Source organism: Lacibacter sp. H375, from assembly GCF_037892425.1.
Classification (GTDB): domain Bacteria; phylum Bacteroidota; class Bacteroidia; order Chitinophagales; family Chitinophagaceae; genus Lacibacter.
The window spans coordinates 1913276-1928502 of record NZ_JBBKTT010000001.1; the positions used below are offsets into that span (position 1 = coordinate 1913276).

Below are 15227 nucleotides of genomic sequence, written 5' to 3' on the forward strand. Positions count from 1 at the left end.
CATGTTTTTTCTCAGCATCTTTTTCCTGTTTCAATACGGGAAGATGATCGATTATATGGAATGTCGCATTACTGCAGCCATTGAATCGACAAAAGATTGTGGTTGCGATGCCAAACTACAATCGACAGCGAGTGATGATGTGCCTTCAAATCCCTATCACCAGCATCATCTTAAAAATTACACTGAAGAGTTTTTTAATCATTCTGTAAAAGAAGAGGAAGAAATTGCTGTTTCTTCAAACTCAACATACAGCAGTATAACCGCACCTCAACAATTAAGCGGTTATCTCCACGAGTTATTACAACCTCCCCGCTGCTGAACGTTTTCATTGAACATTTTTCTATTGCGCCTGCACGGACCTGGAGTGACTGTTGTGTTACAACACTGCTGAGTTCCCTGTGCGCCATTTATTTATTTCAAAAAATCAAATCATGAAACGATCATTGTTTTTCATCATACTCGTATTTGTATTTATGAATGCCTCATCACAACCTTTGAATAAGATCAGTAAAGACCGTAACGGGAATCCAATGCTTGAAGGTTGTTGCACAAGGGAAGCATTGTTGCAGGAACCATTTGCATCATGGTTTATCCCCGGCTATAATGGTTACAAGGTTGATAGTGCAACAGCAGTTCAACTTAAGCCATTTATAGGAAATAAAACCTTTGTCCTGTTCCTTGGCACATGGTGTGGTGATAGTAAGCGTGAAGTACCACGTCTGTACAAAATTTTTGATTATTGTGGTATACAACCTGAACAGGTAAAGTTGGTGATGGTAAGTAATCATGATACAGCGTACAAAAAAAGTCCAACACACGAAGAGCAGGGAAAGAATATTCTGCGTGTACCAACATTGCTGGTGTTGGAAAATGGAAATGAGATTAACCGTTTTGTTGAATATCCTGTTGAAAGTTTAGAAAAAGATCTGCTGCATATGTTATCACGCAACGGGTATAAACATGCTTACGATAAATCGAAGTAGTTAAAATAAGAAAGCCCCGATCCGGGGCTTTCTTTATTCTGCTTTCATATTAATGATCTTATCCACTACATACTTCGAGTGACCACGCCATGGAATTGTGCCGAGATATTCTTTGTAATGCAGTTCAAATACTTTTCCGCTGTTGAGCATAAGTACATTGGCCACGCTGTCGTCAGCAACGCTGAACTCAAATTCATAACTCGCCACAGTGCCGGGTGTTTTCGAACGAAGACCCGATTGAATAAGTTTGCCTTCATAGGTTTTGAACACGTATCCTTTCTTAACCATGTAATTCAATTCGCCTGCTTTTACGCCTTCGCCAAAAACATAATAAAAACGCCAGTAAATAAAAATCACAAGCACCAATACAAGCACAATGGAAAAAATACCGAGGAACTTACGCATACAGGTTGTTTCAGCTAAAATAACAGTTATTACTGGTTTTTTTCAAACTGAAAGCAGTTAAGTCAAATTAATAATATAGTAACTCTTCAAGTTGCGAGTGGGTATTATCCTCATCTTCCTGCTGATTGAGCATACGACTGGAAGAAAAAGAAAATGTTTGCTGTAGCACAACAGGATCAATATCAAAGTGCCTGTCCGTAAAAAGCTTAAAAGCCTGAATAAGATCTTTTGTTTCTGAAGTGGAAAGATCAACTACTTGTTCAATGTCGTGAAGTAATTTTTGCATATTGGTTTTTTTTGGAGGATGAAGGGTACTACAATATGAAAAATTAATTCCGGCAAAAGAAGATTCGGCTCATCTAATAAGCAGAATTGAAGACAACTATCAATTGCTTCTAAGTAGTTTCCTTAAACCAAACTAAAACTGTCACCATCAAACAGCCCCATATCGCTCAACTTCAAATGAGGTATCACCAGCAACCCCATAAATGAAAGTGTCATGAAAGGTGCAGACAGTGTCGAGCCCAATTCTTTTGCAGCTGCATCAATACTGCTGTAAGCTTCCGCAACTTTATAACCATCATCGACACTCATTAATCCTGCAACCGGGAGTGGCAACAGGTGTTCCTCTTTTTCATGCACCACACTTACGCCACCTTTTGCTGAAATAATAAGGTTTACTGCACGGCCTAAACTTTCTGCATCAACACCAACTGCAATAATGTTATGACTGTCGTGTGCAACTGATGAAGCAATGGCACCTTTCTTCAAGCCAAAATTTTTGACGAATGATTTAGCAACCGGTGCATTACTGTAACGGTTCACTACAACCATGTGCAACAAATCTTTTTCTGTGTTGGCTTGAATAATATCGTTTGCAACTTTGAACGAAGTAATGGGCTCAATTAATTTGTTAGTAATGAGCTGACCATCCATTGCTTCAATTACATACACCTGCTCAATATTTTCTTCATCGGCCATACCAAAGCGGTTGAGATGAAATTCAAATTCAGCAATTGGTTTTGCATCGCAGTTAAAATTATTGATGAGGTCCGATTGCTTACTTTCAATAAACGACTTGCCATCTTCTGCAACGAGTTCGCCGTTGATAAATGTTTTTACCGCTTTAAATTCTTTCAGGTCATTCACAACAACAAAATCAGCTGCATCGCCAACACGCAATAAACCCACATCGAGTTTGTAATGTCGAACAGGCGTTACACAAGCAGCTTTTAATACATTGAACACATTCATGCCTTTTGCAACAGCTCTTGCGCAGAGTTGGTTAATGTGCCCTTCCACTAAACTATCGGGATGCTTATCATCGCTGCACAGCATGATCATTTCAGGGTATTCATCGAGTAATGAATACAATGCTTCAAAATTTTTCGCAGCACTCCCTTCACGTATGATGACCTTCATGCCATATTGCAACTTATCCAGTGCTTCTTCTTTGGTGAAACATTCGTGATCGGTCGAAATCCCGGTCCCGATGTATTTCTCTGCATCTTCACCTCTCAAACCAGGTGCATGACCATCAACCGGTTTGCCGAGTTCTTTGGCAGCGTTTATTTTTTTCAACACTTCCTCATCGGCATGCAACACTCCGGGGAAATTCATCATCTCACTCAGGTATTTGATCTCGTCTTTTTGCAACAAGGCCTTTACATCAGCTGCATTCAAAACCGCACCTGCTGTTTCAAATGCTGTTGCAGGAACACAACTGGGAGCACCGAAGTTGAATTTGAACGGAACTGTTTTGCCGTTTTCGATCATAAATTCAACACCGGCCATGCCACACACGTTCGCAATTTCATGTGGATCGCTAACGGTAGCAACGGTGCCATGCACCACCGCAAGTTTGGCAAATTCTGAAGGTACCAGCATGGAACTTTCAATATGAACATGGCTGTCGATAAAGCCGGGCAGAATAAAAGATTCGCCTTCTTTTATTTCAGATGAAAGCTGGCTGATGGCAGTGATGATGCCGTTTTCAGCGGTTACGGAGCCATAAAAAACAGTTTGAGAAAACAAATCAACAATGTTGCTTGTAATAATCAGTGAAGCCATGGATGGTGGTGGTTTGAAATCGTGCCCAAGTTAGTTGATGAACGGGAGAAAGGAGGATCGATGCTATTTTAATTTTGGATCCCATCCACTTTTTTTGGCATCTAACTGTAACAAAATACGTTTCTTTACAACCAATATAAAAAACACAAAAATGAAAGCGTTTAAATTATTCAGCCTGTTTGTGGCAGGTGCCTTAAGTGTAGCCGCAGTAAAAGCACAAACAGCCGATGAGATCATTGGCAAACATATTGATGCCATTGGTGGTGCCGAAAACTGGAAAAAAGTTACAAGTATGGTGCAAACCGGTTCAATGACTGTTCAGGGAGCAAATCTTGATGTGGTGAATACCACGTTGCATATGAAAGGATCACGTCAGGATATTGTGGCAATGGGAATGAAAAATTACCAGATCATCACACCAACAGCAGGATGGAAATTCTTCCCGGTTCAGGGCCAACAATCACCTGAGCCAATTACAGCAGAAGAAGTGAAAGAAGGCCAGGAGAATCTTGATCTTCAGGGTAGCTTTATCGACTATAAAACAAAGGGCCACACTGTTGAAGCATTAGGCAAAGAAGATGTAGACGGCACAGAATGTTTTAAATTGAAGCTCACCACAAAGGGGGGCAAGGCTACAACTTACTTTTTAGATGCCAAAACATATCTCGTAATAAAATCTACTACGGTTATGAAAGCAAATGGACAAGAAGCCGAACTTTCTACTGCCTATAGTAATTATCAAAAATTACCTGAAGGGATTTTAATTCCAATGAGCATGGCTATTCCTTTTGCTCCCGGAATGAATCTTGATTTCAGTATTGCTAAAGTTGAAATCAACAAGCCTGTTGATGAAGCTATCTTTAAACCTTCAAACTAATATTGATTATATAACCTGGAACCCGACCCCAACGAGTCGGGTTTTTTTATAACATTTCAGCATGAAAAAAATTGTAGCAGTCTGCTCATTGGCAGTATACACATGTTTTGCGCAGGCACAAATCAATTCTTCCACATTTGGAATGATGGAAGCCCGCCACCTTGGTCCTGGCACCATGAGCGGACGCATTACTGATATCGCTGGTGTAAACAGCGATGGTAAAACTCTCTACATTGGCACTGCAGGTGGTGGCATCTGGAAAAGTACCAACGCAGGTGCATCGTTCAAACCTATTTTTGACAGGTACATTCAAAGTATCGGAGCAATTGCTATTGATCAAAAAAATCCAAAAGTGATCTACGTAGGCACAGGCGAAAGCAATATGCGCAACTCAGTTTCTATTGGTGATGGCATGTACAAATCAACAGATGGAGGTGATAACTGGACAAAGATCGGCCTCGATAGTACAGAGCATATTTCAAAAGTTATTGTTGATCCTGCGAACTCTTCTGTTATTTATGTTGCTGCACCCGGTCCACTTTGGAGCAGCAGTAAACACCGTGGATTGTATAAATCGATCGATGCAGGTAAAACATGGGAAACAATTTTATACATCAATGAAAACGCAGGCGTTGCCGATGTAGAAATTGACCCTGTTAATCCAAATGTATTGTACGCTACATCATGGGAGTTTCGCCGTTTGCCGTATGCATTTAACAGCGGTGGAAGCGGAAGCGGTATCTATAAATCAACCGATGCAGGAAAAACATGGAAAGAATTAAGTAATGGATTACCAAAGAAACCATTTGGTCGGGTAGCGTTGGCATTGGCACCATCGTCTCCACAAAATCTATGGGCTATTGTTGAAAACGAGAACACTGGATTATACATTTCTGCTGATGCTGGTGAAACATGGAAACAGCAAAGCGCTACCAGCAACATCACACAACGCCCGTTTTATTTTTCTACACTTGAAATTGACCCAAAAGATCCCAAGCGTGTTTATCGTCCTGCATTTTCTTTTTCTTATTCAAGCGATGGGGGATTTTCATTTGCTGATGCAAGTAATGATGGCGGATGGGTGCATAGCGATCATCATGCATTATGGATCAATCCCAACAACACAAATGTGATGTATGTTGGAACCGACGGTGGTGTTTATTTTAGTTTGGATAGAGGAGTAACCTGGAAATTTTGTAACAACTTACCTGTTGGTCAATTTTATCATGTAAGTGTTGATGCACAAGAACCTTATCGGGTGTATGGAGGGTTGCAGGATAATGGAAGCTGGTATGCACCAAGTGTTGCTCCGGGTGGCGTAATGAATGGAGATTGGAAATCGGTTTATGGTGGAGATGGTTTTTGGACACAGCCCGATCCGTTTGATGCAAACATTGCTTATGCTGAAGCGCAGGGTGGCAACATGGCTAGAATCAACATGAAAACGAATACAACAGTAACCATACAACCCCAAGCTGTAGAAGGAGAAGACAAGTTGCGTTACAATTGGAACACGCCCATTGTAATAGGTGCACATAATAAAAAGAATCTGTACGCCGGGGCACAATACCTCTATAAGAGTACAGATAGGGGAAGTAACTGGACACGCATTTCACCTGATCTTACAACCAATGATAATCGAAAGCAGGAACAGGAAAAAAGTGGCGGTGTAACAATGGATGTAACTAGTGCGGAAAATCATTGCACCATTTTTACCATTGCTGAGTCGCCATTAGATGAGAATATTATTTGGGTAGGAACAGATGACGGCAATCTCCAGGTTACAACCAATGCAGGAAAAACATGGACAAATGTTGCAGCGAATTATGCAGCGGCAGGTATTCCAAAACAAACATGGGTGAGTAGTATTGAACCATCGCAGTACGATAAAAACAAAGTGTATGCTACGTTTGATAATCATAGTTACGGCGATCATAAAACATACATAGCTGTGAGCAATGACATGGGTAAAACCTGGAAGAAATTTGAAAGCCTTGAGTTCACCGGTTTTGCACACAAGATCAAAGAAGATATCCTCAACAAAAATTTATTGTTCGCCGGTACAGAAATGGGACTGTTTGCAACTGTGGATGGAGGTAATGAATGGTTCAGAATGAAGAATAATCTTCCATGGTATGCTTTGGTGCGTGACATTAAAATTCAGGAACAAACAAATGATCTTGTATTGGCAACGCATGGTCGTGGCATTATTATTATTCCTGATATTTCTCCGATGCGTACCATTACGGCCGATGTTGCAGCAAAAGATGTAGTAATGCTCAACAACAAACCTATCACATTAACAATGGGCAAGTATGGAGGTGGTTTCGAAAATGCTGCAGGCGATTGGAATGGAGGTATCGGTACAGTTATTCCGCCTATTCAATATTATCTGAAAGAAAGAGCGAATACAATTCAAATGGAAATTTATGATGCCAATGGGAAGCTGGTGCAAAAACTGAATCCAAGCAACAGGAAAGGATACAATAAAGTGATATGGAACCAACGTATGCTTCCTGCTAAAACAGCAAAGGGAGGAAATCAACTGGAGTTTGCTGCATTTACGGCACCACAAGTATTACCAGGTACCTATACCATTAAAATGAAAGTGAATGGTAAAGATTATGATCATGCTATAACAATGGTACATGATGAAAAGAATAAAGACTTTACACTTGAGGATCGTCAGCTGCAACACAAAACAGGAATGGAATTATATGCCATGAATGAACAGCTGGCCCGTTTGGTTGATAGTATTGATGCCAAACAACGATTGTTGAAAAAACATATCGACTCAACTCAAAATAAAAAAACAAAAGCATTGCTTGTATCGTATAACGATCAATTGGAAACATTACGATTAACACTGGTGCCGCCGGTTGTAAAAGGAACTGCCGATCTGAAGCGTTTGCGAACTGATCTAAGTAATGTGTATGGAGCAGTTGTAGCACAGGAAGCAAGACCTAGCAACCTCCATTTGCAAAGAGTTTCATTCCTGAAAACCGAGATCGGAAGGGCAGAACAATCTTTTGAACAATTGAATAAACAGTTTGAACAAAAAGCGATGGAAGCAATAGCGAAAGAGGTATTGAAAAAGCCAACTGTCAAAAAAAGCGATAAGAATTGATAAAGAATTCTACTGGTTTAAAAAAGAAAGCCCCGCCATAGCGGGGCTTTCTTTTTTATTTCTTCTTTCTCCATTTCTTTATGTCGAGATAGTCCAGGAAGTAGATCACTTTCAGTGAAAGATTATTGTTTGCATCGGCATCGATGGTGTTGCCAAAGTTTTTCAAGTAATCGCTTTCAATCGTACGTGTAAAATCCTGGATCGAATTTTTCCATACAATATTTAGGAAGCTACCGGGTGCAAACTGCCAGGTGTACACCATGTCAATATTAAAGAGGTTAAGGTTTTGATTTGCGTTACCAGTAAATGTGCTGTTAGGTAATAATTTCCCATTATGCTGTAGTGTAAAGTACTCCTTATTATCAACTGTACTTACATAATGACGCATACGGTAGGTGACCCACATCATGTTGGTAAAACTATACTTAAGGTTCACAATATTTTCAATGGTATTCACCTTGCGGCGTGCAAAAACCACATCACCGTTATCTGGTTTTGCTGCAAATCCCATGTTGTTAAAGCGTGGGAGATAGCCTATGTTGTGTGAAATGGAGAACTTACTATTGAATCGAAATGTTTGATTAAGGAATGCATCCACGCCAAACTGATCGTAAAAGTTGACATGACGACGTGCAAATATTTCTGATGAGAAAGAATATTTCTTCGCCTGATTACTGTTTACCCAGCCACCCAATGCAAAACTTTGGTTACGTGTAAAGAAAAACCCTGCATTACGTGGCTCATAAAAATCATTTTGCTTTGTAGTGTATCCCAGGAATGTACCTACCCACCATAGTTTTTTTGTTTGTAGCTCTGCATTGAAATTAACATTGCCCGTTTGATAAGTTTCTTTCACGTTTTGTAAAGGCGTAAACAACTTACTCATTCTTCCATTCATGTTTAAGAAAATGCGGTTGTACCAGGTTTTTGGTTCGATCCATTTGTAACCAACCCACGCACCATGATCCAGGAAATTGTTGTTGGTGAAATAGCCAAGATCACGGTGTGTGTATTTTGTATCAGTTAACTCCTGCCATACATTGAAATTGAAACGACCACTTGTTTTACCAAAGTAAATATTATGGCTATAACCATTTACGTTTTTTCCGTCTTTGTCATAACCTAATAATTGGCTTAAGGCAAATTTTCCGCCCACATTCCAGGTATTCTTTTTGTCATTCAGATCAACTAAAGCAGCAGTAACATTTGCATCGTAATCCGCACCACTGCGTGTAACATTGGTATTGATCAATGAAACACTACTGTTGTTCTTCAAACTTTGGTTCAGAACAATAATATTGTAGTTAGTTAAAGGGTCCGTTACGATCTTTCGCTGATCTTTTGTATTGATGTCTTCAATAGTTGCGTATTGAGTTTTGGTAATGGCATTTAAAATACCAATGCCTAAACCTGATTGAGTACGTCCTGATATTTTTGATGCATTGATAAGTTTTGATTCAGATGGATTCTTTAGGAGTTTTTCATTCGCACCAACTTCTCCAGCTGCTTTTCCATAATGTATTGGTGAACCACCAATACGCCTTGAATAAAATAATCCGCCTTTACTGAAGAGTTCTGTTCCTTCAGTAAAGAAATTCCTGTTCTCATTAAACCGTACTTCAAATGGAGAAAGATTTAATACCTGGTTATCGCTTTGCACCTGCCCGAAATCAGGGATCAATGTGGCATCTAACGTAAAGGCCTGGTTCAAACCATACTTCACATCTAACCCTCCATTAACCTGGCTGGTTACATTTTTTGATCCGGGTTGGTTGATAGGATAGTGGTTCGCATAAACTGAAAAGTAGGGAGAGAATTGCAAACGCACCGGTGGTTTAATATTCGTAATACCTGTCCAGAAACCTTCCTGCGTTAAAAAACCGTTGACGTTTGGGTCGATAGGGTTCCATGTAAACTGCTGACCAGTTTTCTGACGACGGCGTGTCATGTTCACGCCCCATTCCTGGACTTCTTTTTTACCAAAACGAATAGCACCATATGGAATAAACATTTCAAAACTCCAGCCATTATCATGCATCACAACTCCACTTTTCCAAACAGCATTCCAGCTGAAATCTTCACTATTTCCGTTGCTATTGGGAGCCATCTTGGCATCCCACTGTTCATTAAGAGGTGTCACAAAGTATTCAAAGCCATTGAGATTGTCTTTATATGTGTCGAAGATGATGCCGATATAATCATTCATTCCAAACCCATCACGGCCTTTTAGCTCTCTTGCAATACTGTCACGGTTGCGTTCGTAACAAAAACCGGCAAAGTAAATACCATCATCAGAATATAGTAAATAGGAGAGTGTTTTAGTTTCTTCTGCTTCCTTAACACCTACTGCCGGTCTGAATTCAACATAATCTGTTGCCAGCGGTGCATTTTTCCATGCGGTGTCATCTAGTAAGCCATCGATCTTGATCGTTGCTGTTGTACGCACGGCAGGTAATAACCTTGGAGGAGCTTTTTCTGTAAACTTTGGTGAGGCTGGTTTTGATGTTTGCGCATGCCCAAACGTGCATAGGACTATTGCAAACGCAATAAGGATTGATCTCAGCATGATGACAAGGTTTGAGTATTATACGGGTGGAAAGATAGATACGTTACAATGCCGAAGTAAAAAAATTAGACGAACGGTAGAATTCTGACAACGATTTTCACTTACTGATTTGACAATAGAAAAAATAGCTGATGAGCGGAAAAAATCAAGGACGGTTATTGGATGAACGGAAAAACAACAGTCGCAATTCGCATGCCGTGCTTTTGCGGACTCAAATAATTCTTTTGTAAAATAGATGAGCGGCCAACATCTGCACTTCATCCTTCACCCTTAAAAATATTATCTTCCACTTTTGAAGTACTTCAAAACAACAGTTCGATGATGAAAAAATGGTCCTACTACCTGCTAGTTTTACTAACAGGAATTTTCTTCCTTTTTTATATCAGCACCCGTGCCCACAAGCTTTCAATAACACACGATGAAAGCAGTACTACTAATGTTGTGGATGGCAGTTATAACGATATTATGTTTTCTTCTTCGATGTTTGGTAGCGCCAATAACCATATTGTAAATTCATTGTTGCTGAAAAAAAGTGTTGCGCTGTTTGGGTGGCACGAATGGAGTATACGTTTACCGAATGTTCTATCCTTCGTAATATACTTTTTGGCGATTGTTTTCCTGGTTGGAAATTTATGCGCAAATAGCTGGATCAGGTTGGCTGCTATTTTTTTTCTTTGTGCATCGCATTTCATATTGGATTATTTTTCGTTGGCAAGAGGATACGGTATAGCAGTGGCATTTGAAATGATGAGCTTATATCTCCTGATTCAATTTTTTTCAATAAGGAAAATAAATTTATTACTGTTTTCCTTTCTCTTCGCAGCTATAGCAGCTTATGCCAACTTTACATGGCTAAACATGTACCTTGCACAATGGCTGGTATTTAATCTTATTCTTTTGCTCGACAGAAAAGAGGAGTCTGCAGGCTTATTTGTTAAGAAAATAGTTCAGCTCAATATTTATCCTCTTGTAGTAATTCTGGTTCTGACAATACTAATTTACAAACCAATCGGCTATCTGAGCGGTAACAATGAATTTAAATGGGGCTCAGATACGTGGCTGGCATCTTTCCATTCATTTGTATCGAATCTACACTATTCCCGTTCTGATTATTTTTTAATGTACGATACAAGAATTTTTCTGCTTAAAATAATTGTAGCATTCATTTTTTTTGCCGGTTGTTTGCTATTGATTCAGCGCTTATTTCGTAACCGCTGGCAGCAGGTTAAAGTATTTCCCTATTATGCTTTACTGATAGGGGCATTGTTGATAGTAGTTTTAATTGTATCAACAATACTGCAACGATATCTTCTTAATACCTTTTTCATTGATGGACGAAAGGCATTGCTGTATGTTCCGGTTTTATTGTTGTTGTTTGCCGGGTTAGTAACATGGGTATTACAATATTATCCTGCTACCGGGAAAACAGTTTGGTTTCTGGCATATGCCACAGGGCTTATTCATTTGATGAGCATTTTCAATTTCTATTCCTGTAATGAGTGGTGGTACGATGCCAGCAGTAAAATGGCTTACCAATATATCACAAGTGATATTAGCAATCAGTCAAAAACAACCGCCGTGAATTGGCTATTTTCACAATCAATGGATTTTTACAATAAGCGGATGTTCAATAATGCAATTCCTGTTTTGAATAAAACAAATGAGCTGAAGAGTTTTGATGAGGTGAATTATGTGTACACTTTGGGTGATGAAATAAGATCGGTTCCGCCGCAGTTCAAACCCGTGAAGCGTTATTTATGGGACCGTTTTGTATTAAAGAGAGATACCATAGCATATGCTGCAGATGTTTATTCGTTCATTCTTCAGCAAAAAATAAATAATCCTGCTGCTATGTTCACTTACAATCAATGGAAACAAAAGGCAGATTCTGCCTTAGTCCAAAAGAGAAGAGAGTTGGACTGGAGCTATCTTTTGTACAGTGAATAACCACCGTTCATCCTTTTCAGATTTCATCTTCAACTTTGCAACTAAAACCTTTGTAATTTCCCTCCTCAACCAATTGTACTGAACATGAGAAAATCAATCCTGCTTGCAGGTACGCTGTTGTGCGTACTTCTTTCGCTTGCACAAAAAAAGCAAACAGTCAGCCCGGCATCAGTAAATGAAGAATCCGTGTATGGTTCTTTAAAGTATCGTTCCATCGGGCCTTACCGTGGAGGACGAAGTGCTGCAGTAGCCGGCAGCTATTCCAACAAAACAACGTTTTACATGGGTGCTACCGGAGGTGGTGTTTGGAAAACTACCGACGGAGGCAACAACTGGAAAAACATCAGCGATAAATATTTCGGATCATCAATTGGTGCTGTTGCTGTGGCACCCAGCGATGAAAGCATTGTATATGTGGGCGAAGGTGAAAACACCATGCGTGGTAATGTGAGTGAAGGTTTGGGTGGTATGTGGCGTAGTGATGATGGCGGACGCAGCTGGAAGAATATTGGTTTGAAAGATGGTCGTCATATCATCCGCATATTAATTCATCCAAAAAATCCCGATATCGTTTGGGCTGCAGTTGTTGGTCATTTGTTTGGACCAAATGAAGAACGTGGTGTGTACAAAACAACCGATGGGGGTAAAACTTGGAAACGTACATTGTTTGTCAACAATCAAACAGGTGCAAGTGATTTGGTAATGGAACCTGAAAATCCACTGGTAATTTATGCAGGTATGTGGCGTGTGATACGCACACCGCATAGTTTAGAAAGTGGTGGCGAAGGAAGTGGTTTGTATAAATCAACTGATGGTGGTGAAACCTGGACGAATGTTTCTTCGAAAAAAGGATTACCAAAAGGAACTTGGGGAATTGTTGGTGTTGCATTTGCACCATCAAATCCTGAACGCATTTATACCATTCTTGAAAATGCAAACGGTGGATTGTTTAGAAGTGATGATGCTGGTGAAACATGGCAACTGATGAGCGGCGATAATAATATCCGCCAGCGTGCATGGTATTACAGCAAAGTATTTGTTGATCCGAAAAATCCTGATCTCGTTTATTGCCCCAATGTAAACTTTATGTATAGCCGTGATGGCGGACGAACATTTCAATCGTACCGAACACCACATGGTGATCATCATGATCTGTGGATCGATCCAACAGATGGTAAACGTATGATCGTTGCGGATGATGGTGGTGCGCAGGTGAGTTATGATGGCGGCAACAATTGGAGCACTTACATGAACCAACCAACAGGACAATTTTATCGTGTATCAACCGATAATAGTTTTCCCTACCGCATACTTGGTGCACAACAGGATAACTCAACCGTTCGTATTAAAAGCAGAACAAGTGGCGCAGGCATTACCGAACAGGATTGGCAGGAAACAGCAGGTAGTGAAAGTGGTTATGTGGTTGCTGATCCAACAAATCCTGATGTTGTGTACGGTGGTAACTATGGTGGTTATCTTTCACGCCTTGATCATAAGACAGGTGAGAACAGAGCCATTAGTGTGTGGCCCGATAATCCAATGGGTGCCGGTGCAGATGTATTGAAGTATCGTTTTCAATGGAACTTCCCCATTTTCTTTTCACCACATAATCCAAAGAAACTTTATACTGCAGGCAATGTGTTGTTTGCTACAGAAGATGAAGGGCAAACATGGACAGCACTTTCGCCAGACTTAACAACAAATGATAAAAGCAAACAGAAATCGAGTGGTGGTCCCATAACACAAGACAATACAAGTGTAGAATATTACTGTACTATTTTCACAGGAACAGAAAGTTTTGTTGAGAAAGATCTGTTATGGACGGGTAGTGATGATGGATTGATCAACGTAAGTAAAGACGGTGGAAAGAATTGGGAGAACGTTACACCAAAAGATGCGCCGAAGTTTATGATGTGGAATTGTGTGGATGTTGATCCGTTTAAAAAAGGCGCTGCTTATTTTGTTGGTACTCGTTATAAGCTGGATGATTATACTCCATACATCTACAAAACAGAAGACTATGGAAAAACATGGAAGCTTATTACCAATGGTATCAACAAAATGCATTTCACAAGAGCCATGCGTGCAGATCACAAACGTGCGGGACTGTTATATGCAGGTACAGAGTTTGGCATGTATGTTTCCTTTGATGATGGTGCAAACTGGAAACCATTTCAATTGAATATGCCCGTTGTTCCAATCACGGATATGACCATCAAAGAAAATGATCTCATCGTTGCTACACAGGGAAGAGGTTTTTATGTGATCGATGATTTGACAGTTGTACAGCAAGTAAAAGCTGATGTTGCCAATAAAAATCTGCATGTGTTTGATGTAAACTCCGGATGGAGAATGCCGATAAACAGATTCGGCCGCCGCTTTGGTGGCACTGCACAAAACATTGGTGAAAATCCTGCAGGCCCGTTGATAATTACTTATTACACAAAAGCTGTAACAGATTCCACAAAGGCATCCATCACCATCATGGACAAAAACAAAAAGACAATTAAAACATTCAGTATAGATGGCAAAGACAAGCTCGATATCAAGAAAGGGTTGAACAGTTTTGCATGGGATCTGCAATATCCACCTGCTGAGCCAAGCGAAGGCATGATACTTTGGAATGGCGCACCCGGCACAATTACAGCTGCACCAGGCAATTATTTTGCCATGGTGAAAGTTGGTACAGATTCAACTGTTGTTCCATTTACGATCAAAGCCGATCCGAATTACAGAATGACACAGGAAGCATACGAAGAACAATTCAATTTCCTGTTAAGTGTGCAGCAAAAGTTCAACGATGTACAGAAAGGTATCAAAGACATCCGTGCATTGCGTACACAGATCAATGAGTTTGTTGGAAGACAAGGTAAAGATGTTCCGAAAGAAATTAAAGACATGGCAGCTGCAATAACCAAAGACTTAACTGCCATTGAAGAAACATTGTATCAAACCAAATCGAAGAGTGGACAGGATCCCTTGAACTATCCCATCCGCATCAACGATAAGCTGAGCGGTGTATTTGATGTTGCCAACAGTGGCGTAAATGCACCGAGCAAACAATCGAAGGAAGTGTTTGCCGAGTTAAGCAAGCAGGCCGATGAGCAATTGAACAAACTGAAGAAAATTATGAGTGAAGATGTACCGAAGTTTAATCAACTGATCCGGGAGAAAAGTTTGCCGGTGATTGGGATTAAGTAAAATAGTTTTCAATAGAATTATTGTTGCGGCGGCCGAAGGCTGCCGCAATTT

At 40.1% G+C, this 15227-nt stretch carries 10 protein-coding genes; 6 read left to right on the forward strand and 4 right to left on the reverse strand.

The annotated features are described in order from the left end of the window. Position 1: 1 nt before the first annotated feature. Positions 2–319 (forward strand): hypothetical protein, encoded by a 318-nt coding sequence (locus tag WG954_RS08470; RefSeq protein WP_340435477.1) that lies wholly within the window; start codon positions 2–4, stop codon positions 317–319. A gap of 112 nt (positions 320–431) precedes the next feature. Then, complete coding sequence (locus WG954_RS08475) at positions 432–983, forward strand: TlpA family protein disulfide reductase (RefSeq protein ID WP_340435479.1); 552 nt, start codon at positions 432–434, stop codon at positions 981–983. A 33-nt stretch (positions 984–1016) separates the two neighbouring features. On the opposite strand, the gene WG954_RS08480 is transcribed toward WG954_RS08475, so the two are convergent. The 3 genes from WG954_RS08480 to ade form a co-directional block, all read right to left on the reverse strand. Continuing rightward, positions 1017–1388, reverse strand: coding sequence for a hypothetical protein (locus WG954_RS08480; RefSeq protein ID WP_340435481.1), 372 nt, complete (start codon positions 1386–1388; stop codon positions 1017–1019). Between the two features lie 67 nt (positions 1389–1455). Beyond that, entirely contained in the window at positions 1456–1674 is a 219-nt protein-coding gene (locus WG954_RS08485) for a hypothetical protein (RefSeq protein WP_340435483.1), read from the reverse strand. A 122-nt stretch (positions 1675–1796) separates the two neighbouring features. Further along, complete coding sequence (gene ade / locus WG954_RS08490) at positions 1797–3458, reverse strand: adenine deaminase (protein ID WP_340435485.1); 1662 nt, start codon at positions 3456–3458, stop codon at positions 1797–1799. Between the two features lie 151 nt (positions 3459–3609). Between ade and WG954_RS08495 the strand changes: the two genes are divergently transcribed. Together WG954_RS08495 and WG954_RS08500 are read left to right on the forward strand one after the other, a co-directional pair. Continuing rightward, the gene (locus tag WG954_RS08495) at positions 3610–4335 is read left to right on the forward strand and encodes a LolA-like protein (RefSeq protein ID WP_340435488.1); all 726 of its coding nucleotides are present in this window, start codon (positions 3610–3612) and stop codon (positions 4333–4335) included. A 61-nt stretch (positions 4336–4396) separates the two neighbouring features. Further along, complete coding sequence (locus tag WG954_RS08500; protein WP_340435490.1) at positions 4397–7462, forward strand: VPS10 domain-containing protein; 3066 nt, start codon at positions 4397–4399, stop codon at positions 7460–7462. A 55-nt stretch (positions 7463–7517) separates the two neighbouring features. Here the strand turns inward: WG954_RS08500 and WG954_RS08505 are convergent, their stop codons facing one another. Continuing rightward, positions 7518–10028: a DUF5916 domain-containing protein gene (locus tag WG954_RS08505; protein ID WP_340435491.1), complete on the reverse strand. Its 2511-nt coding sequence runs from the start codon at positions 10026–10028 to the stop codon at positions 7518–7520. Positions 10029–10346: 318 nt separating this feature from the next. On the opposite strand from WG954_RS08505, the gene WG954_RS08510 reads away from it, so the two are divergent. Together WG954_RS08510 and WG954_RS08515 are read left to right on the forward strand one after the other, a co-directional pair. Next, entirely contained in the window at positions 10347–11975 is a 1629-nt protein-coding gene (locus WG954_RS08510) for a glycosyltransferase family protein (protein ID WP_340435493.1), read from the forward strand. An 84-nt stretch (positions 11976–12059) separates the two neighbouring features. Next, a complete protein-coding gene (locus WG954_RS08515; protein WP_340435495.1) occupies positions 12060–15176 on the forward strand; it encodes a WD40/YVTN/BNR-like repeat-containing protein in 3117 nt (1038 codons plus the stop codon). The last annotated feature ends 51 nt before the right edge of the window (positions 15177–15227 follow it).